Origin of the sequence: Xenorhabdus koppenhoeferi (genome assembly GCF_900116635.1) — a bacterium.
Taxonomy (GTDB): domain Bacteria; phylum Pseudomonadota; class Gammaproteobacteria; order Enterobacterales; family Enterobacteriaceae; genus Xenorhabdus; species Xenorhabdus koppenhoeferi.
Window position 1 is genome coordinate 13,394 of the sequence record NZ_FPBJ01000004.1, and the last position, 26,107, is coordinate 39,500.

The window sequence follows — 26,107 nt, forward strand, 5'->3', positions numbered from 1 at the left end:
ATTTGTAGATATCGTATACCCGTCGTCTTTCAAGTTGCAGCTTTGTTGGCTGCGCTCACTCACCCCAGTCACATAGTTAGCTATGCTCCTGGGGGTTCATTCCCTTGCTGTCGCGCTGCATCTTGAAATCCATTGGGTATATTACAACGTATTTTCCCGCCCGGCTTTTGCCACCATCTTTTTCAGGGCGTGGGAGACTGCCACAAAACCAAAGGTTGCCGTAACCATCGTTGCGGCACCAAAACCAGAAGCACAATCCATCCGTTTCGAACCATCCGCAGTACTCTTCGCCGCACAGACCGTCCCGTCTGATTGAGGGTAAACCAGTTGTTCTGTTGAAAAAACACAATCAATGCCTAATTTGCCCTTACCGTTTTTCACAACGCGGTAATCCGACTTCAAACGTTCTTTCAATTTAGCCGCAAGCGGATCTTGTACCGTTTTTGCCAAATCCACGACCTGAATCTGGGTAGGGTCAAGCTGTCCACCAGCTCCACCAGTTGTCACAACGGGGATCTTATGCCGGCGACAATAGGCCAATAACGCCGCTTTTGGCCGTATGCTATCAATGGCATCAATCACATAACTAAATCCCGTGGACATCAATTCGGCTACATTATCAGGCGTCACAAAATCATCAATGCAAGTCACCTGACATTCTGGATTGATCGCCCGTATCCGTTCAGCAATGACCTCCGTTTTTGGCAACCCGACATTTTGTACCAGAGTATGAAGCTGGCGATTGGTATTGGTAATACAGACATCATCCATGTCAATCAATGTGATGGCACCAATGCCTGTTCGAGCCAGAGCCTCCGCAGCCCATGAACCGACACCGCCAATACCCACCACACAGACATGTGAACGGGCAAATAATGAAAGCGCTTTCTGACCATATAGTCGAGCGGTACCCGCAAAACGCTGGAGATAAGCATCAGAGAGAGAAATTTGCATCACTAAATAAATCCTGAATAATACCTATACCCTTAGCCTTTCAAGCTACAGCTTTGTTGAATTTGCTCCCTTACCGCCATGCTGTAACTCGAAATCCATCGGGATATCTCTGTCGAGATAGGTTATCGATTAATTGTTTGAATCAGGGGATCTTACTGGTTTGCCACCAAAAAACCAGATGAGGCTTTCTTCAATACCCAAACACGGCCATAGTGATTATAAAAACCGGCCATTTCTCCGGCGTTATCACCAACACCATGGTAGATATCAAAATGATGCCCTTTGATGGCGCCACCAACATCCAGTGCCACCATCAGGCGCATTCGATACTGTCCGGTAAATTTACCCATATTATCCAGCACAGGTATTTCTGCCAACAGCGCAGTTCCCGGAGGGATCAACGATCTATCGGATGCCACAGACGCTTTTGCCACAAGAGGCACCGCACTGGCTCCTCGCACAAAGGTATAGGGTTCAGATTTAAAGAACACAAATGAAGGATTTTGCTCCAATAGCTCTCTTACTGCGGTTTCACTATTCCTTTCCCCCCACTGGCGAATCGTTTTCATTGACATATTTTGACTGGGTACTTCTCCACGGTCGATCAGTACCTTGCCAATACTGCGGTATGGATGTCCATTTTTCCCCCCGTAACCAAAAAAGGTCAATGGCTGACCATCACCAAAATCGACATAACCACTTCCTTGCACTTCCATCATAAAATTATCCATCAGGGAATTGCTGTACCCGACGATAAATTTTTTATTCAGCGCTCCACGGTATATTGCTGCGCGGTTTGGCAAACCGAAACGCGATTTAGGTGGCATCCTGTACAGCGGATATTTAAATTTCCCCCGCTTAATATGCCGCGCTTGCAAAATGGGGGTGTAGTAACCGGTAAATTTCACGTTACCATAATTATCTTGACCTTCCATTTGGTAAGCCAATAACCCAAATTCATTTAAATAACGGGTATCACCACCAGACAATATCCAATTCTTGATAGCATCAAATGTTTCACGGTTATTGTTATAAAGGCGAGGAGAAGATTCACTGATGAAGTTAACTTGAGTGGCAAAATCCTTGGCATTCACAGGCCGCCCTTGAGCATCGGGAGTATTAACCAGTTGAAGATCTTGGGTGATGTGACCATCTTTATACTGTTGTCCCTGCTCGGTCGGTCGATGACATCCCGATAATAACAAAATGACAAACCCACATAAAAAATATCTGCCCCAGAGTTTCATATTTACGCCTTATCTCCAACCATCATTATTCGACGATGAACAATATCAAACGCTAATAAATAATGAAATGTAGTTAGAAAAAAATAGACTCCTGCTTTAATTAAGCCATAACGAGCAAAAACAAAACAATAAGACCAACATTTAATCAAAAAGCAAATAAATTTAGTAAATATCAACAAAAAAGCTTGCAACGGCATCGTTCAAGAGTATAGTGTGCCGACATCAGACGCGGGGTGGAGCAGCCTGGTAGCTCGTCGGGCTCATAACCCGAAGGTCGTCGGTTCAAATCCGGCCCCCGCAACCAATTTTATATAATGTTATTACTAATAGCGTTATTACTGATAATGTCATTATTGATAAGTGCAACATATATGTATAGAAAGTAAGAATTTGATAATTAAAGAATGTCATCATTCAGTATTTGCCCACTATTGATAATCAAAGTTTGCAAATAGACGGACGCGGGGTGGAGCAGCCTGGTAGCTCGTCGGGCTCATAACCCGAAGGTCGTCGGTTCAAATCCGGCCCCCGCAACCAACTTTTCTTAATACACCTATTTACATCTATTTTCGTTGTATCCAAATCCCTTCGAGTTTCAAATTAATTTCCGAATTTTATTTATTCCTTATATAGGTTCCCCAGATTTCCCAATAAAAATAGTTAAAACTGATTGCAAGTTGTCACTTTTAGAAATAGCTTTTTATAGAATTTATTCAAGGCGGATATTTCACCGCCGAGCTAATTCGGCACCATTTTTAAAGTAAGCCTTAATACCAGCAAAAATAGATTTTGCTATTTGTTGCTGGAATCTCGCTGTTTTCAGTTTACGTTCTTCTTCCAGATTACTAATAAATGCAGTTTCTACTAAAACAGAAGGAATATCTGGCGCTTTTAATACCGCAAACCCCGCCTGATCGACGCTATTTTTATGCAATTTATTAATTTTTCCCATCCGCTTGAGCACTTCATCACCAAATTTCAGGCTATCATTAATTGTCGCGGTTTGAACCAAATCCAGCATAGTATGATCTAAATATTTATCACCACTTTTACTGACTCCCCCAATCAAGTCAGCCTCGTTCTGAGTCTGAGCTAAAAATCGGGCGGTATTACTGGTCGCTCCCTTAGTGGAAAGCGCAAATACCGATGAACCCCGTGCAGATCGATTTGTAAAGGCGTCTGCATGAATAGAAACAAATAGATCTGCACGCATCTTGCGGGCTTTTGCTACCCTCACTTTCAAAGGAATAAATACATCTTCATTACGGGTCATATAAACTTTCATGCCAGGTTCACGTTTAATAAGAGCCTGTAAACGACGAGCAATTTGCAACACAATATCTTTTTCACGGGTTTTGTATTTTCCAATGGCTCCCGAATCTTCGCCACCGTGACCGGGATCGAGCATAATCACAATCGGCCGATCTTTTCCTGCCTTACCGGGTTTACGCGCCTTCGCAGGCAAATGCTTTTCCAAATCACCGCTGTTGTACTCTTCGAGCAAAGCCAGTAAAGGATCATCATCCACATTTGCTGCCTTTTTAGGATAAAGATCTAATACCAAGCGATGCTTAAATTTCGCAATCGGCGGCAGCGTAAAAATATGCGGAGCAACAGGCTGTTTAATTTCAAATACCAAGCGCACCGTTTTGGGATCAAATTGCCCTGCCCGCACCAATTTCAGGTAGGGATCACGCTGCTGAACCTGTGCTCCCATACTGCTCAGGACACTATTGATCTGGATACCCTGTAAATCAATGACAATACGGTTGGGATTTGAAAGTGAGAATTGGCGGTACTTAAGTGAAATATTAGACTCCAGCGTCACTCTGGTATAACTTGATGCCGGCCAAATACGGACAGCAATTACTTTTGAGTTTGTTGCGTAACCTATTGGACTAACGCTTAATAACCATACAGCTGCTGAGCCTTTCAGCAGACGACGACGTGAAGAATTATAGTCTGAATAACTCATCGTTTATTCCATTTAAAAACAGCCAAACTCAGCAATTTTTGCTAAAAATAATCGTTAGGCGGGGACTCTAATTAATTAGAGAATCGCTGTCATCAAAAAAAAGCATTTTATGCTCTCTCAATCTATTTATACCAATATAAATAATAACGTTATTTTTATCCATTTTTCCTCTTGCCATTTCCTATCAAAAGGAATAGAAACACATAAAATAAGCATAAAAATTCATTCGGAGAGAGTTTAATGAAAGAACGCAGTACCGAATTGGTTGAAATCGTCCGGCAATCGGTTCCGTATATCAATGCACACCGGGGAAAGACTTTTGTCATTATGTTGGGAGGTGAAGCTATCGCCCATGAAAATTTCTCCAACATCGTTAACGATATTGGATTGCTGCATAATCTAGGCATTCGTTTAATTGTCGTGTACGGGGCCCGCCCACAGATCGAACAAAATATTGCGGAGCATAACTGCCTGTCGGTCTATCACAAACATACCAGAGTGACTGATACCAAAACATTGGATCTCGTTAAGCAAGTCGCAGGGTTGTTACAATTGGATATTACTGCACGTCTTTCTATGAGCCTGAGTAATACACCATTGCAGGGTGCCCATATTAAAGTGGTCAGTGGTAATTTTATTATCGCCCAACCTTTAGGTATCGAAGATGGTATTGATTATTACCACAGTGGCAAAATCCGCCGCATTGATGAAGAAGCCATCAACCAGCAATTGGACAATAATGCGATTGTGCTGATTGGGCCAGTTGCAGTTTCCGTCACGGGAGAAAGTTTTAACCTGACATCCGAAGAAATCGCAACACAGCTGGCAATCAAATTAAAAACAGAAAAATTAATCGGCTTTTGCTCGTCACAGGGCGTACTTGATGCTGAAAACAATACCTTATCAGAACTCTTTCCCAACGAAGGGGAATCCCGTCTGCATGAATTGGAAAAAGCGGGCGAACACTATTCAGGAACTGTTCGCTTCTTAAGGGGGGCTATCAAAGCCTGCCGCCGTGGAGTGCGTCGCAGTCATTTGATCAGCTATCAGGAAAATGGTTCGCTGGTTCAGGAGCTATTTTCCCGCAAAGGTATCGGAACCCAAATTGTAATGGAACGCTCCGAACAAATCCGCCGTGCCAATATTAATGATATCGGTGGCATTCTTGAGCTTATTCGCCCATTGGAACAGCATGGTATTTTGGTTCGCCGCTCGCGGGAACAATTGGAAATGGAAATCGACAAATTCACTTTGATAGAACACGATAACGTCACTATCGCCTGTGCTGCGCTATATTCTTACCCTGATGAAAAAATCGGGGAAATGGCCTGCGTTGCCGTGCATTCAGACTACCGAAACTCTTCCCGAGGTGAAATCCTGCTAAATGCTATTTCCGCCCAAGCCAAGCAAATAGGGCTGGAAAAACTTTTCGTACTCACAACCCGCAGCATTCATTGGTTTCAGGAAAAAGGTTTTGAACCCGCAGAGATCGAGATGCTACCCGTAGGGAAACAAGCGCTGTATAACTATCAGCGCCGTTCCAAAATCTTAATGTTAGATTTACAGAATCATTAATCTTATTCACTGCGGGTTTAACCATGTTGCCAACCCGCTCCGGCGCTGGGTTGTTGTGGCAACCGCCTTGTCCAAAACAGGTCGGTGAGCATAAATGGTCAACTTTTCCCGCGCCCGGGTCAGCGCGGTATACACCAATTCCCGACTGACTATCGGCGAGTATTGAGTCGGTAATACCAATGCGGTATGTTCAAATTCTGACCCCTGAGATTTATGCACAGTCATCACATACGCAGTTTCATGCTGAGGCAAGCGACTTGGCTGAAACCCTTTAATCTGCCCGTCAGATAACTGAAAGTAAGCCTTCAGTTCATTATCCTGATTTCTGAGCATAATCCCGATATCTCCGTTAAACAGCCCAAGCGTACTGTCATTACGCAATATCATGACCGGACGCCCTGCATAGCCACGGTTTTCCACATTATTAGATAAAGTGATAACACCTTTTCTGTGCAATAATTGCTCCAGTCGCTGATTCAGCCCAACAACGCCAAACGGCCCTTCTCTTAATCCACACAATAACCGAAAACGCTTAAACTCCGTCAAAATTGCTTTCTCTGATGCCCCTTCATTCACCATCGCCAGATATTGATAGTAGCCAGAAGCTGTTTCAGTCAGCAAACGCTGGTAATCTTCATCTATTGAAAGCGGATTGAAAGAAACATCAGGAAAAGCGTTATTCAGCATCACCGAGACCCCTTTATGATCTCCCTGATTAACAGCCGATGCCAACTGCCCAATGCCAGAAGCCGAATTGAAGCGATAACTTTTGCGCAGCAGACATAAACAATCCCGCACTGCGGAAACTTTGTTGTCTGAATCAGGTACAGAATAAGACGTTAACTGACATCCGGTTAATCGCCCCAACTGTTCTGCACGTTTAGTGCTGTACCCCTGTTCTGCAAAGCGGCAGATATCCCCCAAGAGGGCACCAGCTTCAACCGACGCTAACTGGTCTTTATCCCCCAAGAAAATCACTTTTACCTGTGGCGGCAAAGCATCAATCAAATGTGCCATCATCGGCAAATCCACCATTGAAGCTTCATCAATAATCAAAATATCAAGGGAGAGAGGATTATCGCGGCCATAACGCAGTTTTTGGCTATCTGGTTGAGCACCCAGTAAACGGTGAATAGTTTGCGCCTGCTCAGGAATGCTGCGCCACTGTTCCGGCGTCAACACAAGTTTCTTTACCGCATCCCTGAGCGATTCAGTCAACCTGGCCGCTGCTTTGCCCGTTGGTGCAGCCAGTTGAATGCTTAATTGCTGTCCTTCATGCAGCTTTATCAGGGTGACCAGCAACTTAGCCACGGTAGTGGTTTTTCCGGTTCCCGGACCACCGGAGATAACTGAAATACGGCTCGTCACAGCAACCGCGGCTGCAACTTTTTGCCAATCTATTTCCCCTTCGGCTGTGACACCAAAAAGCTCATCCAAAATACGACGGGTTTGAATTTCATCAAGTGCATCAGTCAACTCAACAGACGCAAAGAAATCCGCCACACGCCGCTCACTTTGCCACATGCGTTGTAAATACAAGCTGTAATCCGCATTTCCTTGATGAGAAAGAACCATCGGTGTCGGACAGTCGCCCCGACTTACTGCCTGACATATCTGCAAAGCTGCAACAATTTGTGCCTGATCCGGCTCACCTGCCAAAGACCAAAGTGAAGCCGCTAACTCAGGTTGCCGACCCTCAAATAAATATTTTGGTGCAATACGTTCCAGAGGCAAGCAGACATGCCCTGCCCCCGATTCAGCACTCAACAGAGCTGTAATCAGCAACAACAGCGGGTTTTCATCTTCAATCATCGCATAAGCAAACTGCACATCCAGTGGACGCAATAATTTTTGACTTACGGCTTGTTGCAATAGTGACTTCATTGAATTCATACGCTTTGTTCCTCATCCGCAGCGCTGAAAAGGGTATCCAATTCGTCAATAAATTCAAAAGGCGGCAAATAGTGATAAATACCATGCCCGGGGTTATCTTTATCAATACCACGCAAAAACAAATATATGACTCCACCAAAATGATTCCGATAATCATAACTGGCTAACCGATGACGCAAATAACGATGCAAGGCCAACGTATAGAGCTGATACTGTAAATCATAGCGATGTTCTATCATGGCTTTCGCCATCGCTTCCTGCGTATATGACTGACTACTTTCTCCCAACCAATTTGATTTGTAGTCCACCACATAAAATTTACCCTGCCAGCAAAAAACCAAATCAATAAACCCCTTTAACATCCCCTTTACCTGATGAAAGGCCAACGGCGCACACTGTGCTGACAAGGGATCATAACGGCGTGTCAGCGCGTCCATCTCCTTTGAATGTAATAACTTATCCACGGGTAAATAAAACTGCATTTCACTTTGCTGTTGCTGACGGGGAATATCAGCCAGTTGCATTCCTTGCTCATTCAACTTTGCTCTAAAAATATCGTCTACCCACGGCGCCAATACCAAAGCCCAATTTCCATCAAAACCTGATGCCGTCAGCTTTTCTGCCAACGATGCCTGATCAGGCGGATTACCAAAATCTACATTTTCCAAAATACTATGCAGAAACGTTCCCGCTGATGCCCCACGCGGAAAAGTGTGCGGCGTCATTTGCAAAGATTGTTCTTCCTGTTTCTCACCACGGGCATCAATATCCAGTTTCGGCGAAATGGATTGCACAATCACATCCACAGACTCGCCAAGTGCACCGGCACGATTATCAAAAGTAACCGGAGAAACAGCGCGAGAAGCTGAATATTGTAAACCTGAATAACTCGTTACCCGCCAATCATCCCGAATGGAACGTTGAAATCTTCTGGCCTCCAGAGACAAATGATTTTCACTTTGTGAACACCATTGTGCATCCGCAGTCTCCTCTACCCGCTTAATCTCTATATTATTATCAGACAGTTCATCTAAACTGCCTGCCAGAAGTTCCGCATCGCCTTTCTCGCCCTTTTGCAACACATATCCAAGGGCAGACAGGTGCAAATCAGTATCCCCCGCTTTCCCCCTGCTCCCTTTGATAAGCGGAGCCACACCAACGCTACAGTGATAAACCGACCGCGTTAAGGCAACATAGAGCAAACGTAAATCTTCCGCCAAGCGTTCTTCATCAGCCAGTTCTAGGGCTTCTTTCAACGTTTCATCGTCATGGGAAATATTGAGGTGAGCCTCAAAATTATGGCGATCATGATAAACAGCCTGCTTCTGCTTCCTGTAACCACAAATAAAAGGTAAACAAACCAATGGATATTCCAGCCCTTTAGACTTATGAATAGTACAGATCTGCACCAGATGCCGATCACTTTCCAGTCGTAGTTGCTGGTTTTCTGATTGTGGGTTAGGGCGTGAAATTTGTTGCGCCAGCCAGCGGGCAGCGGCATGTTCACTGTCCAGTTGCTGCGATGCTTCCTGCAATAACTCACCAATGTGCATAATATCAGTAAGCCGACGCTTCCCATCATCCCCGGCCAGCACGTTTTCCGCTATCTGATATTTCACCATGACAGCCCGCAGCATCGGCAATACACCACGGGAACGCCAGATGCGGGCATAACCATCAAATTCATCAACCAAACGATCCCATGTAATTTCATCATGATTGAGTTGATCGATTTGCTGCGCACTCATACCAAATAAACTACTGGCTAACGCGCTTCTCAGTTCTCGGGCCTTTTCCGGTGCCAATACCGCCTGCAATAGCCAAAGCAAATCTTTAGCTTCGGGCGTATCAAACACACTTTCCCGATTAGAAAGGAAGACTGACGGTATTTTAAGTGTGTTTAATTCTTGACGGATCAACGATGCTTCCCGACGATCACGAACCAACACTGTAATATCCGACGCCACCACCGGGCGGCTTTTTTCTGCCTGATGCAGCAATGCCTTACCATCTTGCCCAGCCTGTAACCAATCCCGAATTTGGGCAGCACACAACCGGGCCATGTTCTGTTCATATTCTCTTTTGGAAACACCCTCACCGGATTGTAACCAAAATCGCAATGCAGCCTGTTCTTCATCATGTAAGGTGAATTTCAGCCCATGATTTTTCTCTGCGGCTTTCACATTAACAAATGGGATCTGTTCAAACAAAAATGGGTGTTCTGTGCGGGCAAACAGTTTATTGACAGCCTGTACCATAGACACAGAAGAACGCCAGTTAGTTTCCAATGTGTAATGGGCACTCACATTGGAACGCGCGCGAATATAGGTAAAAATATCCGCACCACGGAATGCATAAATAGCTTGCTTAGGATCACCAATGAACAAGAGTCCATTTTCTGATGGCTGGTTTTCTGATATCTGGTTTTTTGATATCAGGCTTTCTGGCTCGCAACGATATATGGCCTGAAAGATGCGATATTGCTGAGGGTCAGTATCCTGAAATTCATCAATCATTGCGACGGGATAATGTTGCCGGATGGCTTGTGCAAGCTGCTCACCACTTTCATGCCGCAGGGCGCTATCCAGACGGGTCAATAGATCATCAAACCCCATATGGCCACGCATCAACTTTTCTTGCTGAACAGACTGTCGAACTTCAATAATCGCTTTAGCAATGATGATATCTTTCAATGTCAGCGGATGCTGGTATAAATCATCGATAGCCTCAAACAGCAGATGCTGTGGGGCTTCACCTTTTTTAGTTTTTTCTATTAAACGTGACTGGCAAAATTTATCCAATTCTTTAGGAAGCTGATAGTCTTCAGTGAGTAATTTAGCCCATTCAGAAACTTTATTTAGCCAATTAGGTAGATTTTTTTTGGTATAACTACGTTTATCAACATCAGAGTTTGCTATCAAATCATGTAAACCCGATGCCACTTCATTCCACTGACACTTTACTGAATCAATTTTCTCAATGATTTTTTGATGGCGGCTAAACAGTGTTTCATTGCTGTCAGGCGCGTTGACAATATACGGCACATCTCCGTACAAATAATCAGAGATATCTTTCAGCAATGCTTCCGGCCCACTCCATATTTTGCTTACCTCCCCTGCTATCGGCAATGGCAGAGGATAACAGTGTCGCCGCCAGAAATCGGCGCAGCCTTGTTTGCGTAGCTGGCTTTCATCCTGAATCAACGTTTGCTCGAACAGTACACCGGACTCAAATGCATTATTCACCAGCATTCGCTGACAAAAACCATGTATGGTATAAATCGCAGCTTCATCCATCTGGCGTTCAGCAATCAACAACCAATTAGCCGCACTTTCTCTGTCTGGAATTTCATCCAGCAATTGCCGATAAGTGGGATCGCTAACCGCAATTTTTTCCCGTATGCAGGCCAAACGAAGCTGATGGATATTTTCACGGATACGTCCACGCAATTCATCTGTTGCCGCTTTCGTAAAAGTGACAACCAGAATCTCTTCAACATTCAGCGGTCGGGAAAAGGCAGCAGAGCCACCCAATCCCAGTAACAAACGGAGATAGAGCAAGCCTATCGTGTAAGTCTTGCCCGTACCTGCTGAAGCCTCGATCAGCCGCTGACCATACAGCGGCAGTGTTAACGGATTAAGTTTATGAGACTGAACCAAATGGTTCAGTCTTTCATTACTCGGTATTTCTTTGCTCACTGAGCATTCACCTTAACCGGTAATTGTTTTTGGAAATCTGACACATATTTGTAAGTTTTCCAGCCTTTCAATTCCGCATATTGATGAGCCGAACCTTTTTTCCCGGTAATTTGGGAAATCAGCGCCAATCCCTGACGTTTAATCACTGCTTTTTCATAAAATGCAATAACCTGTGCTTTGGTGGTTTTCTCCATCGCTGCTATGACTTTCTCACGTTTATCAAATTTAAAGTTATTGCGTCCAAAGTCTCCCTCATAGCGCGCCACTTCTGAATAGAAGGTTTGCGGTGGTTCACGCATTTCTGTTAGCAGCGATTTTTTATATTGTTCAAACTCAGCATCAGACATCGCTTTAAGCTTTTTATCCGCCTGCTGATAGAAGTTTTGGTAGCGTTGATGCAGGTAATCAGGTTGTTTGCTGTTACTTTGCACAAGAAAACCCAGTCCAAGTTGTTCACCGATCCCTGAGTTAGAGGCCGAAACCATATAGCCAAGCTGTTCTGTCGTCCTCAATTGATCAAAGAACCACGGTGACAAAATGCTACTCAACACATTGGAGTAAACATATCCCGTGATACGGTCATACCCCGTTGGAATATAGATTTCTGCCAGAGCGTTATCCGTGCTGCTCGCCATTTTTTTGAAATTAACCGCATAATTACGGTCAATAACAATGTGTTCGCCAGTCCACCACACCGTCCCTTGATTGGCGAGCTGCTTCTGTGCGGCTTCAATGATGTTAATACTCTGCTGCTCAGTGAAATTACCGAAGACCATAGCCTGTAAAGCTGCATGTTGGATCATTTTCTGACGATATTTCACAATATCGTCAAGAGTAATGGTATCCAGCACTTTCAGTTTTTCAGACTGTTCGAAGTAAGGCACATTCGCAAGTTGAGAAATGGGTCGCGCGGCCATTTGGAAGGCTTTGCTGTTATTGGCAACTTCAATTTGTTCCCGATACCATGATTTCGCCTGCTCCAGTTTCTCCTGAGTTGGCATAAATGAGATGTACTGCTCTATGGCGGAAGTTAACAATTCTGGTAAATGTTGTGTAAAACCATCTACTTGGATTCTCAAACCCTCAGCATAATCTGTTGAGACCCCCATTCCCGCTACAGACGCCCGATAATTCAGCCGATCAAGGGCGGCCCTAGATAAATAGACAAACAACGTATCTGCAAGCTGATCCTTAATGTTCTTCATGCCATCAGGATTACGCATCTCCAATATGATACTTCCCTTCGGTTCATCTGAAAAATATTGGCTTGGCATATACAGCAAGCGAACATTTGGCTTTTCCAAAATCATTTTAGGTTTTTTTTGGCTACCCGATGTTTTCACCAAGGATAAATCATCAGGAATATAGGGATTCAACTCTGGCAAAGAGAATAAATCCCCTTGTGCAAGTTTTTTCCATTCAGCCAATTGTGTTGGCGTAATTTTATTGACTTGATACGGAGCCTGCACAAAGTAGGCTTCTTTATTATGTGGCTCTGTTGGGCTGATAAACCAGATGCGCGCATTTTCAGGCGTTAACTCATCCAAACGGCTAGCTATCGCTTTTGGATTGAAGGTATCTGCAACATAACCTGCATCCAGCACATGGGAAATGGGCAATTGCAACATGGCATCGGATACCCCTTCAATATAGTTCATATTCCGCACGATTGACGCATACTGGAACGACAAATTAAAGACGTTTGTCATTTCATCGAAATAACTTTTATTGATGCCCTGTTTTTTTAGCAGGTTAATGTAAGAAAAAATGGCGGCAATGACTTGATCGCGCTGTTCAAGCCCCTTATCAGTTAGCGAAACATGAATATTAAATGTACCGGAGTTACCATCAGTTTTGGGGTTTGCCCCAGCGTCGATACTTTCGATTAACCCTTGCTTCAGTAACCAACCAGATAAGGTATTTTGACTATTATTATTACCAATCAAGTATCCGATATATTCATCTGTTTTACTGCGAAAATCTGCACTGTTATCGGCTATGCTAAATTCCAGCCGCAATGCCTTATGAGGCTGAGCAGGCACATAATGGATAATCACGCCTTCTTCTTTATCCGTAACAGCCGGAACCGTGATAGCTGGTACAGAAGCATGACGATTCGGGATACGGCCAAAAGTTTCCGCAGCGATCTGAGCTAATTCGTTTATTGATTGTTTACCATACACCACTCCTTTCATTAAATTAGCAGAGTAATAACGCTGGTAAAAATCGATTAATGCTGTCTGCAATTTACTTTCAGGTTTATCGCTTAATGTTTCCAGATTTCCACCCGCAAAACGGGCATTAGGATGAACCGGATTGATAGTCTCAGAGCGAATTTGCCAGATGCGATGTCCTTCACCTGCCCGGGCAATAGTCATTTCATTATCAACAGCGTGGCGTTCACGATCTGCATTCACAGGGTCCAGCAAAGGTTCAGCAAGTGCATCAGCCAGACGATCAGTCGCTTCTGCCAGAGAGTCGTTTTCAACTTCCAGATAGAATGCCGTACGGTTGGCATTCGTACTGGCGTTATGACTTCCCCCGTGTTTTTGCAGAAACTCAGTAAATCCGCCGGCGTCAGGGTAACGATTGGAACCCATTAATACCATGTGCTCAAGATAATGAGCCAAACCAAGCTGACTGTCCGGGTTTTCCATATGACCTACTGGAATCGCAACAGCAGCCAATGATTTAATGGCTTTTGCATCTGATACCAATAAAACTGTCATGCCATTTTGCAATTGAATGGCTTTATATTGGCGGGGATCACGATCACTTTTGTTGATCGTATCCGGCAACAGTTGCCACTGTGATTGGGCATGAGCCGTTACCCCACAAAGGAGCAAAAAGAGCATCGTCATGATGCGGATAATATATTTAGGCATAACCTAATATTCTCCCTATTTACTTGAATAAAAAGCCATTTAAATAAATAACTATTTGAATAACGAGCCATTTGAATAGCAAACCATCGGCAACAAATAACTCTGAGTTTCGCGCTTTATACGCTCCAAAAGTGATTGATCAACGTGCCGGAAAGCGCGCTGTATATAGTGATCACTGCTTTCCCCTTTCCTGTCATTTGTTCCCAGCCATTGCTCCAGCAATTTATTTTCAGCATTTTGTTGGATTTCCTCACTGAAATCGATTTGCTGACTTTCCTTATTGAAGCAACCTTCCAGCCATGCCCAGCCACTTCGGCAAAACAAGGGAAGAGGTTCGGACATTCCCTGGAAATATCCTTCTATTATCTGATTCAGGTATTTTTTCGCTTCATCCTGCCTTAGCGGTGAAAAACGACACTCTGTACCTTTTTTACCCTCTTTTCCTCCCGTCCCATACATGCGACTTTCGCTGGTACCACCTGAGAGACAATAAGCAAGATGTTCAATCCATAATTGGATACCATCATTGGCTGTTAAGTTCGCCGGACGCCAACATAAAATTCCATCAGGCTGCACCTGATGAATTTTTCCGGTCAATATCACACTGTCTAATTCCGCATATAAATCAATGGAAGAAGATGCGGTTAGCTCCCCGCGAACCTTATCTGCCAATGGCTGCATGGTTTCCAGTTGAGCCTTCCAGTAAACTTGAGCAAACGCGCCATGTGGTAAGCCACCCGATGCGCGAAGATGATGAAACAAAGATTCAGGATGCTCTTTTTCTATCAAAATACTCAGAAGCAGTTGGTTGAATTGATAACGTTTCAGGTTATCCAGTACAAAAGGTTCTTCTTCAGGTAACTCCGTCTCTTCGATGACAAAATGTACCTTTAGACGTTGCTGGAAAAATGCCCTGACAGGATGGCGATAAAAGCGGACTAATTCATCCAGAGAAACCTCTTTTATTTCGCTGCGGTCAAACGCCACTGGCTGGCAAAAATCAGTTACAGAAATGCCTTGCTGAGTTGCCGCAGGCAACCACTCTGCCGCATAACTTTGTGAGTAATGATCAGGAAGGAAATTTTCTGTCGCAAAAGGAACACGGGTATGCTGTGAAAGCAAATGTTGTCTGACATTTCTGGCACTATCATCAACATTCAGCATTTCATCACCTGCGTGGCAAAAACTCTGGCAAACATAATCCAGTAGTTCATTGACTAATACAGATGGATTGCACTCAGTATCATCTCGAATCGATTTACCGATGTAGCTGATATAAAGGAATTGCTCCGCCGAAACCAACGCCTCCAAAAAAAGATAGCGGTCATCATCACGTCGTTTGCGATCTCCCCGTTGCGTTTTTTCCGCCATAAGATCAAACCCAAGTGGTGGAATAGTGCGTGGATAAACTCCGTCATTCATTCCCAACAGGCAAACAACCTTAAAAGGAATAGAACGCATCGGCATCAGAGTACAAAAATTCAGAGAACCCGCCAGAAAACGCTGACTTATCTTCTCGTCATCAAAACGAAACGCCAATTCATCACGCAACAATACCAAAGGAACATTTTCTTCGTAATGTGCATTCAGGCCATTATCAATCACTTTTTGCCATTGTTGGGTAATGAGTGCCAATACCAGTTCAGTTTCATCATCCAACGCGAAAAAAGTTTCCAGTAATTGTGGGTACACTGCCAGCCAATCCGCCAATTTCTGCTCTTCACCCAGAATCTTGCGCCAATGGTTCAATTCCATTAAAAATTCAGCCAATTGACCGACTAATTCGGCAGCAAGACCACTGGATTCATCATAAGGCAATACGTCATTCCACGGCCCTGCCTGACTGTCCATCGCATAACCCAGTAACATGCGTGTCAGTCCAAAATGCCAAGTATTTTGTCCCGTGGCGGGCAAAGACAATGCTTCAATGTTGCTATCATCCAGCCCCCAACAAATACCTGATTCTTTCACCCAGCGCCGCAGTAAACGCAATCCCTCTTCGTGAATAGAAAATTTGCTGGCTAAAGCAGGCACTTCCAACAATGCCAGAACTTGTTCAGCCGTAAATCGACTCTGTGGCAAATCGAGCAAGGTAATGAATGCTTGTAAAACAGGATGCGCCTGACGAACTTTACGGTCAGAAATAGCAAAGGGGATATAGCGCTCCTCAGGTGCATTGCCAAAAACAGCCTGAATATAAGGCGCATAGTTATCAATATCCGCCATCATTACAATAATGTCCCGCGGCATCAGAGAGGGATCATCATCCAACAAACGCAGGAGCTGATCCTGCAATACTTCTATCTCTCTTTGCGGACTATGGCATGAATGAAAAGTCAACGAACGATCCGCACTATCAAACGAGCGTTTTTTCAGACTATTTTTGAACGTATTTTCCGTCGTTCCTATCTGGGCATGATCTTCAAGATTGAGAATATCCCGCTGGATTTGATGCAAAACACATTCAGACTCCAATTCAACAAAAGCATGAATATCAGAATCTGGCTCTAATTGTGACAGCAGATAGAGATTATCTCTCCCCAATTTTCCCCAGGATGCCAATAATGGGTTGTTTAGGCTCTGCTCACCGTCTTCATTAAAGAGCGATGACGCATTTTCTGGTTCTTTGAATCTCTCCAGCAATTTGCTGCTTTTATAATGTTTTGGCTTACGGCTGTTTAATCTGGAGAGAAATGTATAACTTTGAATATCTCCCCAATAATATTGGCACGGGTTAGTAAACATAAGATGAATATCAATATATTTTCCTAACGTCTTAAATAGTTGCAGATAAGCGGGAGGCAGGGTAGAAATTCCGCAGATAAAAATACGCGGCGGCAAATTTTCCAATGGAAAATTGCCTTTCTCCAAAGTTGTGATAAATCGCTGGTATAAATTAGCACGATGCCACAAGGGTTGCTGTAGCTGGCGAGTATATTCTGTCAGTTCAGACCACAATCTTTTCTGCCACAATTGATTGCTGTTCAAACCATCAATTAATTGGCCATTACCCCAACTTTCTAGCCATTGCGGACGATAAACCAAATATTGGTCGAACAAATCCGCAACCCGACCAGCCAATTGATGAATCTTGCGTTTATCGATGTCCTGATCAAGATAATGGCTAAGCGCAACAAACTCCGGCTCAGTTAATAAAGCAGGCAACAGCGTCATTAATTTCCATTTCATGGCGTCCTTACTGAAAGCACCATCTTTGGGCACATCAATCAATACTCGCGTGAACATCTGCCAGATAAAGGTTGCAGGAAGTGGGAATTCTATGTTCGCAGCAATACCCAGCTTCTCCGCCAGTTGAATCTGTAACCACTGAGACATGCCCGGGCTTTGAACTAAAATTACTTCTTTGTCAAATGGGTTAGAAAGAGGCTCATCCCCGATCAGGCTCACCATCAACTCTTTAAGTACATCAAGTTGATTTGAATGATAAACTCTAAACATCAATGCTCCCACTTGCACAAAACCAGCGCTCTAATTTACTTGGTTTATTGTAATGTACTGTCAACTTAACTGTTACCTGATAGCAGCCAAAAGAGCGAAACTCTCGTTGAAATTCCATCTTCCATTTCTGCTCTGATGCCGTTTTTCCTCCTGTTTCCCCGAATTCCCCCTGTCCTTCCAAACGTTCATATTGTTCCAACTGATCATGGGCATATCGCACGGCCTTAAGCTGCCCCCAGTATTGCTGAAAATTTGCTGATAATGCTTGGTGGTAACGCATTAATCCCAGCAAAGAGATGGCAAATACAACAGATGCCACCATGACTTCTGGCAAACTCATGCCTTCTTGTCGGCCGGATTGATGGCGCATTTTCATAAGCAAAATTCGACCTGAGAAACAGGACAAAAATCCAACCAACCACTTTCAACAGGAACCAGTTCCATAGGAGTAAGTGTATCCTGACTTGAGTGTTTCATCTGTTTCATCCATTGATAAAGTTCAAGATTTTCCTCTGCTGCAAATTGGGCTATACCTTTTAGCAGAAAAAGTGTGCCAGAATAACGCCTGAGACAACTTTTCAGATGAAATTCAGGTTGTTGCAAACAAAACCAACCATCAATGCCTTGTTGATTGCTCCGCCATGATTGCACTTTTCCCCATGTTAATGATGATTCAGCCCGCCAAAAGGCATTCAAATAGTTTTGTTCATCCATCATCATAAACATCGCATTTTCTTGTTGATAATGGAGTGATTTCAACATCATTAAACTCAATGCCAACAGCATAATTATCGAGACTAACAAGATATTTCCCTGCTGCTTATTTACTATCTGTTTTTTATTATCAGTTCCTGCCATTTTCTTCACTCCCTGATATTGCGCAGCCGGATTGTCGTTTGATGGCGATGCACAATGGATGGAGATTTAAGCCAATGAGCGTTAATGGACAAGCTAATGAAAACCAGCCCTCTTTTTACCTGTAATTTTTCAAGATGAAAGGTATCAATCACAATTTCTCTGGGATCAAACAACCTTTCCCAACCATTTTCCTGGCAATCACCCGCACCTCTTTTCCATTCAAGAGCACGGTTATTTAATCGATAACCAAAAAACTCAGATTCAATCTGTTCGGGTTTTTCCCATCGATTATTTAAATTAAGATCAAAAGCAACAATAATGCAGGAATTAATGGATTCTGTATTTTTATTTTTAATTATCAGTGGTTCTCCTTCACACTGTTTTCTATCCCGGCAATACCCTGCTCGCCTGATATCCTTTTCTATCAAATAGGCAGTTCTAGTTACCAAATAATGCAACCTATACTTTCGGTAGAGGTCGAGAATTTGCCCTGATAAAACTGGGTAAGTTTTCGTCATGGCAACCAAAATCACACTACCGATTAGCATTGCCACCAAAACTTCCAATAAAGAAAACCCCGTCTGTTTTTGCTTAAAACAGAAAATGGCTGGCATCATGGTTTTTTTATTCCTTCACAATGAGGAAGCTGGCTAATAGTATCGCTGCATGTTCTGATCCTCCCCCGCCCTGAAATTATCACGCTAATTTCTCCGGCAGAATTTGCCAATATAAAACTGGCTGGCATGGCAGTGTTCCTGACACCATAAAAATCAATGCGATTCGTCGTAGATGATACTAAAAGCACATCATCATAAGGAGAATAAACTCGTGCTCCATCACCTTCATCACAGTCAGATATCTGAGTGATAGAAGATACCAAACACCAAGACTGCCCGTTCATTAACCATAATGTGCGATCCTGATTCAGATAGTTTGCCTGAGCCTGTTGCCTTTCCATAAAAGACAGCACGTTGTTCACTGTTGATTGCAAATGTAATCGGTTCTGATATTTCTCCCAATGATACACTCCCCAAGACAGGCTAATGGAAATGATAAACATCGCTATCAATAATTCCAATAATGTAAATCCTGATGCTTCATTGCTGATTACAGTATTGCTGAGCGCTTTATTGTGATAACACATTATTTCCATATCAATTTTATTTTTTTCTGGTTCATGCTTACTTTTTCTTGCAGCAAATATCTTCAATTCATAGAAAAATGAAAAGACAACTAATTGAGTTATGCGAAGCGTTTTCAGAAAAAAATAGTGATGAAATGACTTTTTCATTTTATTTGCGCAGCGGCACGCAAAAATGACAGGAAGCTAATTTTTAATATTGATAACTGTTAGCGACAGATGTAAAAAGAGCAGGTAAAACCCGCTCTTTAACAATTTTTAACAATTTGATATTGAATTTTGAACCTATTATGGATCTTAGATCGCAACTGGGGCTTTGATGCCCGGATACGGGTCATAATCCACAATCTCAAAGTTTTCGAAACGATAATCAAACAGTGAATCTGGCTTGCGTTTAATAATCAGTTTAGGCAATGCTCGCGGCTCACGGCTCAACTGAAGATGAGTCTGTTCCAAGTGATTGCTGTAAAGATGGGTGTCACCCCCTGTCCAAACAAAATCACCCACTTCAAGATCACACTGCTGAGCCATCATATGTACCAACAAAGCATAACTTGCGATATTGAAGGGCAATCCTAAAAACACATCGCAGGAACGTTGATAAAGCTGGCAGGAAAGTTTGCCATCTGCTACATAGAACTGGAAAAACGCATGGCACGGTGCCAACGCCATTTTATCCAATTCCCCAACATTCCACGCAGAAACAATAATCCGGCGTGAATCAGGATCACTTCTTAACTGCTCAAGGACTTGGGTCAATTGATCGATTTGGCAACCATCCGCAGAACCCCAGGCGCGCCATTGTTTACCATAAACAGGTCCCAAATCTCCATTTTCATCGGCCCATTCATTCCAGATGCTCACGCCATTATCATGCAAATACTTGATATTGGTATCGCCATTCAAAAACCAAAGCAGCTCATGAATGATAGAGCGCAGATGACACCGCTTAGTTGTTACCAATGGGAAACCTTCTTGCAAATTGAAACGCATCTGATGACCAAAGATAGAAAGCGTTCCCGTCCCCGTACGGTCATCTTTTGCAGTGCCTTCTTCCAGCACTTTTTTCATTAAATCCAGATACTGTTTCATTTTGCCTCTTGTATCTTGTCATTTCGAGTTTTGTTGCGGGGGCATTTATATGCCCATACCATCATAAATATTCCCGCTAAAATCATAGGAATGGAAAGTAGTTGCCCCATACTAATTCCTTCAAACAGCCCGAGCTGGGCATCAGGCTGACGGAAAAATTCTACTATTATGCGGAATGCACCGTATCCAGTCAGGAATAACCCCGAAACGCTCCCCATCGGGCGCGATTTACGGATAAATAAGTTAAGAATGATAAACAACACGATGCCTTCAAGTACCATCTCATATAGCTGGGACGGGTGGCGGGGCAAGACACCATATTTCTCCAGAATCGACCATAAAGAAGGGTTGGTTGTAGCCAATGCAATATCTTCGCTGCGGGAACTCGGGAACAACACCGCCCAAGGTGTATCAAGCGTAACACGACCCCACAACTCCCCATTGATAAAGTTACCGATACGCCCCATTCCCAAACCAAAGGGAACCAACGGAGCGACAAAATCAGCAGTCTGTAAAAAGTGACGTTTCGTACGGCGTGAAAACCACCACATGGCACAGATAACCCCTACCAGCCCACCGTGGAAAGACATGCCTCCGTCCCAAATCTTGAACAGATAAAGGGGATTATCAAGGAACATTGGAAGATTATAGAACAGGACATAGCCAAGACGTCCGCCAACGAAAACCCCGACAAACCCTGAATATAATAAGTTCTCGACTTCGACTTTGTTCCAGCCACTGTTCGGTTGTGCCGCACGGCGATTTGCCAACCACATGGCAAAAACAAAACCAATCAGATACATAAAACCGTACCAGTGGAGAGATACGGGCCCGATTGAAAACATGACAGGGTCAATGTTAGGAAATGCCAGATAGCTAGTGCTCATCGTTCCCCACTAAAAATATGTTGTGTGAATGCTATTGTGAATAAATCATCTGTTGCGAATGAATTATATTGCTTGAATAAATTAAGACAAATAATTGCATAGGCAACTATTCTCTTCATCTTTCAAACTACTGCGTTGTTGGCTGCATTACATCTTAAAACCCGTCGGGCATAAGCTGACTAAGTGCAAGAATAACAGCAAGCTGCATTGCCAGACAGGTTTCATTGACCAGTAGCTCAAGCGCTTCAGATAAATTGGCTGCCATCGCAACCTTTTCAACAATTTCTCGTAAGCGCATGAGCATAAACTGTTACCTAATTTCTTCTGCGACGATATAAATAAGGCGAATAGAGCTGTAAAGCAGGTTCCTGCATTGGCATCACAATGGAAGAGAATTCTTTCATTACGCGGCGATATACATCCCGTTTAAAAGAAACCACTTGCCGGACAGGATACCAGTAACTAACCCAACGCCAGCCATCAAACTCCGGCGTATTACTGCGCTGCACATTAATATCAGCTTCATTACACAACAACTGTAATAAAAACCAACGTTGCTTTTGCCCAATACAGACGGGCTTTGTATCCCAACGCACCAAACGCTTGGGTAATTTGTAACGCAACCAACTCCGGGTCGAGGCAAGAACCCGGACATCTCTGCGATTTAAACCAACTTCTTCAAACAACTCGCGATACATTGCTTGCTCTGGTGATTCCCCTGGGTTTATCCCCCCCTGAGGAAACTGCCAAGAATGCTGCCCATAGCGGCGGGCCCATAGAACTTGCCCTTGGCGATTACAAATTACAATTCCTACATTCGGGCGGTAGCCATCATCATCGATCACCAGACTACCTCTCGATAAAACGAATTTGAAAAGATAACTAATTGTTTCACACTCATCTCAAGCGGTAAACCTCTATGATTGGACTTTGCAGATCCGGCCGAAGTCTCTACAATAAGTCCATCTCAACGGGGTGCAGTTGTTACAAAATATTGCTGCTGAGAACAAACCCGTCGAACCTGAACCGATTAGTATCGGCGTAGGGATTTGGGATGCTACTAATTGATTAAAATAAGTAATTTTCATTTAGCTCCTTCTCAGATCCTTTGCCAATCTTCTAATAACCATTGTTAATAACGACAGGAGAGCAAAGTGTTTAAGAAATTATTTTCCCGTTTTATTGCCATCAGTACTCTCTCGATTTCTGCCTGTGTTTTTGCTCAGATGGCTCAAGTAAAGCCTACGCTGACAGTCTACACTTATGACTCCTTTGCCTCTGAATGGGGACCGGGGCCTGCCATTAAAAAAGCTTTTGAAACAGAGTGTAATTGTGAACTGAAACTCGTCGCTCTGGAAGATGGGGTCTCCTTGCTGAACCGTTTGCGGATGGAAGGCAAAAAAACATCAGCGGATATCGTTCTGGGATTAGATAACAATCTGATTCAAGCGGCTCAACAAACCGGATTGTTCACACCAAGCCATGTCGATACTTCAAAACTGAAATTACCCATTTCATGGAATAATACTACGTTCATTCCTTATGATTACGGTTATTTCGCCTTTATTTACAACAAGAATACCTTACCTCATCCACCCAAAAGTATGGATGAATTAATCAATGGTCACCAGAATTGGAAGATTATTTACCAAGACCCTCGCACCAGTACCCCTGGCTTGGGGTTCCTGCTCTGGACGCAAGATCTCTATGGCGACAAAGTGGCACAGGAATGGCAAAAAGTTGCCAAAAAGACACTCACTGTCACGAAAGGCTGGAGTGAAGCCTATGGCCTGTTTCTGAAAGGTGAAGGCGATATGGTACTTAGCTATACCACATCTCCGGGTTATCACATCATTTCAGAGAAAAAAGATAATTATGCAGCGGCTATCTTCAAAGAAGGCCACTATTTACAAATTGAAGTAGCAGCTCAGTTAGCCTCGAGTAAGCAACCTGAATTAGCGCAGAGATTCATGAACTTCATGATTTCTCCAGCATTTCAGCAAGTCATTCCAACAACTCAATGGATGTATCCCGTGATTAATATTCCGTTGCCTGACGTTTTTAAACAACTTCCTGTTCCTGAGAAATCTCTGCAATTCAACGCAGATGAAGTGGCAAAATACCGTACAAAATGGATACGTACATGGCAAAGCGCTGTAAGCCGCTAATTGCAGGCTGGTTATTACCGGGGGTCATTGCCTCCGGTTTATTGATTATCGTTGCCTTGTCTGCATTTGGGGCGCTGTGGTTCAATGCGCCTGAAAGTAATTGGCAGGAATTCTTGAATGACAGTTATCTCTGGCATGTCATTCGATTCACTTTCTGGCAAGCATTTTTATCCGCCGTATTATCGGTGACACCCGCCATTTTCCTTGCAAGATCACTTTACCGCCGCCATTTTCCCGGTAAGGCTCTCTTTCTGCGTTTATGCGCCATGACATTGATCCTGCCAGTTTTGGTCGCTTTGTTTGGTATCCTTACCGTTTATGGTCAAACAGGCTGGTTAGCAAATATTTTCCAATGGTCAGGTATTGAATATCGTTTTACACCTTATGGATTACAAGGGATCTTGCTGGCTCATATTTTCTTCAATATGCCGATGGCAACACGTCTGCTGCTACAATCGCTGGAAAGTATCGCAATCGAACAGCGGCAACTTTCAGCCCAGCTTGGTATGAGTGAATGGCAACATTTTCGTTTTATTGAATGGCCTTATCTGCGCCGCCAACTTTTACCAACAGGCGCACTGATTTTCATGCTGTGTTTTGCCAGCTTTGCTACCGTTCTCGCTTTAGGGGGAGGCCCTGCGGCAACAACTATTGAACTGGCGATTTACCAGGCTCTTAGCTATGACTACGATCTTGCACATGCGGCTTTGCTTGCACTGATTCAACTATTTTGCTGCGTTGGCTTGGTACTGATCAGTCAAAAACTCAAAGGAGCACTGTCAGTGGGTTATGGTCATCAACAACAATGGCGCAATCCACAGGATTCATGGTTGCGGAAATTATTTGATGGCCTTCTGATTAGTCTGGCCTTGTTGCTTCTACTCCCCCCCTTGCTGGCAGTTATTGTGGATGGTTTAAACAGCGGTATTTTTGATGTTTTACGCCAGCCTGCCTTATGGCAAGCCTTTACAACTTCGGTCATTATCGCACTGGGAGCGGGGCTGCTGTGTGTAATACTAACCATGATGTTGCTATGGAGCAGCCGGGAATTACGCTTACGTCACTCTCCTCGTTGGGGACAAGCGATAGAAACCAGTGGATTGCTGATCCTTGCCATGCCGGGAATTGTCCTTGCAACAGGATTTTTTCTTCTGCTGAACACAACTTTTGGATTGCCTCAATCACCTTACGGATTGGTCATTTTGACCAATGCACTGTTGGCAATCCCTTATGCTTTGAAAGTATTGGAAAACCCGATGCGTGATCTGGCGGAACGCTACAACCCTCTGTGCCGTTCACTCAATATTCAAGGTATTCAGCGCCTACGCTGGATTGAGCTCAAGGCACTGAAAATTCCATTAGCACAAGCGTTGGCTTTCGCCTGTGTACTCTCAATTGGCGATTTCGGTATTGTCGCGTTATTTGCCAGCGAAGATTTCCGTACTTTGCCTTATTACCTGTATCAACAAATTGGAGCCTACCGCAATCAGGATGGTGCCGTGACCGCATTCCTGCTGCTGCTTCTCTGTTTTATTTTGTTCACTGTCATTGAACGCTTACCGGGCCGACACCATGATTAAACTCGAAAATGTCACTTACACCTATAAACACCTTGTCATGCATTTTGATGCAGGCATTAAAGCTGGAGAGCGCATTGCGATCCTCGGCCCAAGTGGAGCGGGCAAAAGCACATTGTTAAGTTTAATTGCGGGCTTCCAATTCCCAGAGCAAGGCAATATCTGGATGGATAACAAAAATCACACAAATACACCACCTTCCAAACGGCCTGTTTCCATGCTGTTTCAGGAAAATAATCTGTTTTCTCATTTAACGATTGAGCAGAATATTGGTTTGGGATTGCATCCCGGATTGCGACTGGATGCAGAACAAAAGAAAATGCTCCAGCAAATTGCTTCTCAGGTATCACTGGAAGAATATTTACCTCGCCTGCCCGCTCAACTGTCCGGCGGGCAACGCCAACGCGCGGCCCTGGCGCGCTGCTTAGTCCGCCATCAACCGATTCTATTGCTGGATGAGCCATTTTCGGCCCTTGATCCTGCGTTGCGTAATGAAATGCTGGAATTACTGGATCAAATATGCAGCGAACGTCAAATTACTTTACTTATGGTGTCCCATAATCTTGATGACGCGGCGAAAATCGCTCCGCGTTCTTTGCTGATTGTGGATGGTAAAATTCAGTATGATGGTGCAACGAAGAAATTGGTGAATGGCGAAGTGCCTGAAGCAGAGGTTTTAGGAATAATATAATTGATTA

At 43.8% G+C, this 26,107-nt stretch carries 19 protein-coding genes, 2 tRNA genes and 1 riboswitch; of the genes, 6 read left to right on the forward strand and 15 right to left on the reverse strand.

Annotation, left to right across the window (positions count from 1 at the left end; all coding sequences use genetic code 11):
* Positions 1-141 precede the first annotated feature (141 nt).
* The gene (gene tcdA / locus BM329_RS02055) at positions 142-954 is read right to left on the reverse strand and encodes a tRNA cyclic N6-threonylcarbamoyladenosine(37) synthase TcdA (RefSeq protein WP_092548169.1); all 813 of its coding nucleotides are present in this window, start codon (positions 952-954) and stop codon (positions 142-144) included.
* A gap of 152 nt (positions 955-1,106) precedes the next feature.
* Positions 1,107-2,201 (reverse strand): murein transglycosylase A, encoded by a 1,095-nt coding sequence (gene mltA / locus BM329_RS02060; protein ID WP_092548172.1) that lies wholly within the window; start codon positions 2,199-2,201, stop codon positions 1,107-1,109.
* A gap of 227 nt (positions 2,202-2,428) precedes the next feature.
* Between mltA and BM329_RS02065 the strand changes: the two genes are divergently transcribed.
* Positions 2,429-2,505: transfer RNA gene (locus BM329_RS02065), tRNA-Met, on the forward strand.
* A 156-nt stretch (positions 2,506-2,661) separates the two neighbouring features.
* A tRNA-Met gene (locus tag BM329_RS02070) sits at positions 2,662-2,738 on the forward strand.
* Positions 2,739-2,928: 190 nt separating this feature from the next.
* Here the strand turns inward: BM329_RS02070 and amiC are convergent.
* Entirely contained in the window at positions 2,929-4,176 is a 1,248-nt protein-coding gene (gene amiC / locus BM329_RS02075; RefSeq protein WP_092548175.1) for an N-acetylmuramoyl-L-alanine amidase AmiC, read from the reverse strand.
* Positions 4,177-4,416: 240 nt separating this feature from the next.
* On the opposite strand from amiC, the gene argA reads away from it, so the two are divergent.
* Positions 4,417-5,751, forward strand: coding sequence for an amino-acid N-acetyltransferase (gene argA, locus BM329_RS02080; protein ID WP_092548178.1), 1,335 nt, complete (start codon positions 4,417-4,419; stop codon positions 5,749-5,751).
* A 6-nt stretch (positions 5,752-5,757) separates the two neighbouring features.
* Here the strand turns inward: argA and recD are convergent, their stop codons facing one another.
* The 12 genes from recD to rppH form a co-directional block, all read right to left on the reverse strand.
* On the reverse strand, positions 5,758-7,644 hold the full coding sequence (gene recD, locus BM329_RS02085) for an exodeoxyribonuclease V subunit alpha (protein WP_092548180.1): 1,887 nt from the start codon (positions 7,642-7,644) through the stop codon (positions 5,758-5,760).
* The gene (gene recB / locus BM329_RS02090; RefSeq protein ID WP_092548183.1) at positions 7,641-11,342 is read right to left on the reverse strand and encodes an exodeoxyribonuclease V subunit beta; all 3,702 of its coding nucleotides are present in this window, start codon (positions 11,340-11,342) and stop codon (positions 7,641-7,643) included. The genes recD and recB overlap by 4 nt, the downstream gene beginning before the upstream one ends.
* Complete coding sequence (ptrA, locus tag BM329_RS02095; RefSeq protein WP_092548186.1) at positions 11,339-14,227, reverse strand: pitrilysin; 2,889 nt, start codon at positions 14,225-14,227, stop codon at positions 11,339-11,341. Before ptrA ends, recB begins: the two co-directional genes overlap by 4 nt.
* A gap of 51 nt (positions 14,228-14,278) precedes the next feature.
* Positions 14,279-17,686: an exodeoxyribonuclease V subunit gamma gene (recC, locus tag BM329_RS02100; protein WP_092548189.1), complete on the reverse strand. Its 3,408-nt coding sequence runs from the start codon at positions 17,684-17,686 to the stop codon at positions 14,279-14,281.
* A complete protein-coding gene (locus tag BM329_RS02105; RefSeq protein WP_092548192.1) occupies positions 17,679-18,062 on the reverse strand; it encodes a prepilin-type N-terminal cleavage/methylation domain-containing protein in 384 nt (127 codons plus the stop codon). Before BM329_RS02105 ends, recC begins: the two co-directional genes overlap by 8 nt.
* Positions 18,059-18,544 carry a YgdB family protein gene (locus tag BM329_RS02110; RefSeq protein WP_092548195.1) on the reverse strand — a complete coding sequence of 162 codons (486 nt, stop codon included), beginning with the start codon at positions 18,542-18,544 and terminating at the stop codon, positions 18,059-18,061. Before BM329_RS02110 ends, BM329_RS02105 begins: the two co-directional genes overlap by 4 nt.
* 5 nt (positions 18,545-18,549) lie before the next feature.
* A complete protein-coding gene (locus BM329_RS02115; RefSeq protein ID WP_092548198.1) occupies positions 18,550-19,161 on the reverse strand; it encodes a prepilin peptidase-dependent protein in 612 nt (203 codons plus the stop codon).
* The gene (locus tag BM329_RS02120; RefSeq protein ID WP_245758989.1) at positions 19,158-19,835 is read right to left on the reverse strand and encodes a prepilin peptidase-dependent protein; all 678 of its coding nucleotides are present in this window, start codon (positions 19,833-19,835) and stop codon (positions 19,158-19,160) included. The genes BM329_RS02115 and BM329_RS02120 overlap by 4 nt, the downstream gene beginning before the upstream one ends.
* Positions 19,836-19,982: 147 nt before the next feature.
* Complete coding sequence (gene thyA / locus BM329_RS02125; protein WP_092548201.1) at positions 19,983-20,777, reverse strand: thymidylate synthase; 795 nt, start codon at positions 20,775-20,777, stop codon at positions 19,983-19,985.
* Complete coding sequence (gene lgt / locus BM329_RS02130; protein WP_092548204.1) at positions 20,774-21,664, reverse strand: prolipoprotein diacylglyceryl transferase; 891 nt, start codon at positions 21,662-21,664, stop codon at positions 20,774-20,776. The genes thyA and lgt overlap by 4 nt, the downstream gene beginning before the upstream one ends.
* Positions 21,665-21,818: 154 nt before the next feature.
* Positions 21,819-21,968: a hypothetical protein gene (locus BM329_RS14625; protein WP_177216164.1), complete on the reverse strand. Its 150-nt coding sequence runs from the start codon at positions 21,966-21,968 to the stop codon at positions 21,819-21,821.
* A gap of 10 nt (positions 21,969-21,978) precedes the next feature.
* A complete protein-coding gene (gene rppH, locus BM329_RS02135; protein ID WP_092548207.1) occupies positions 21,979-22,509 on the reverse strand; it encodes an RNA pyrophosphohydrolase in 531 nt (176 codons plus the stop codon).
* Positions 22,510-22,625: 116 nt separating this feature from the next.
* Positions 22,626-22,730: riboswitch (TPP riboswitch) on the forward strand.
* An 88-nt stretch (positions 22,731-22,818) separates the two neighbouring features.
* Between rppH and thiB the strand changes: the two genes are divergently transcribed.
* From thiB to thiQ, 3 genes are read left to right on the forward strand one after another with little or no spacing between them, the layout of a single operon-like run.
* Complete coding sequence (gene thiB / locus BM329_RS02140; protein WP_092548210.1) at positions 22,819-23,832, forward strand: thiamine ABC transporter substrate binding subunit; 1,014 nt, start codon at positions 22,819-22,821, stop codon at positions 23,830-23,832.
* The gene (thiP, locus tag BM329_RS02145) at positions 23,808-25,412 is read left to right on the forward strand and encodes a thiamine/thiamine pyrophosphate ABC transporter permease ThiP (RefSeq protein WP_092548213.1); all 1,605 of its coding nucleotides are present in this window, start codon (positions 23,808-23,810) and stop codon (positions 25,410-25,412) included. The genes thiB and thiP overlap by 25 nt, the downstream gene beginning before the upstream one ends.
* Positions 25,405-26,100 carry a thiamine ABC transporter ATP-binding protein ThiQ gene (gene thiQ / locus BM329_RS02150; protein ID WP_092548216.1) on the forward strand — a complete coding sequence of 232 codons (696 nt, stop codon included), beginning with the start codon at positions 25,405-25,407 and terminating at the stop codon, positions 26,098-26,100. Before thiP ends, thiQ begins: the two co-directional genes overlap by 8 nt.
* Positions 26,101-26,107 lie beyond the last annotated feature (7 nt).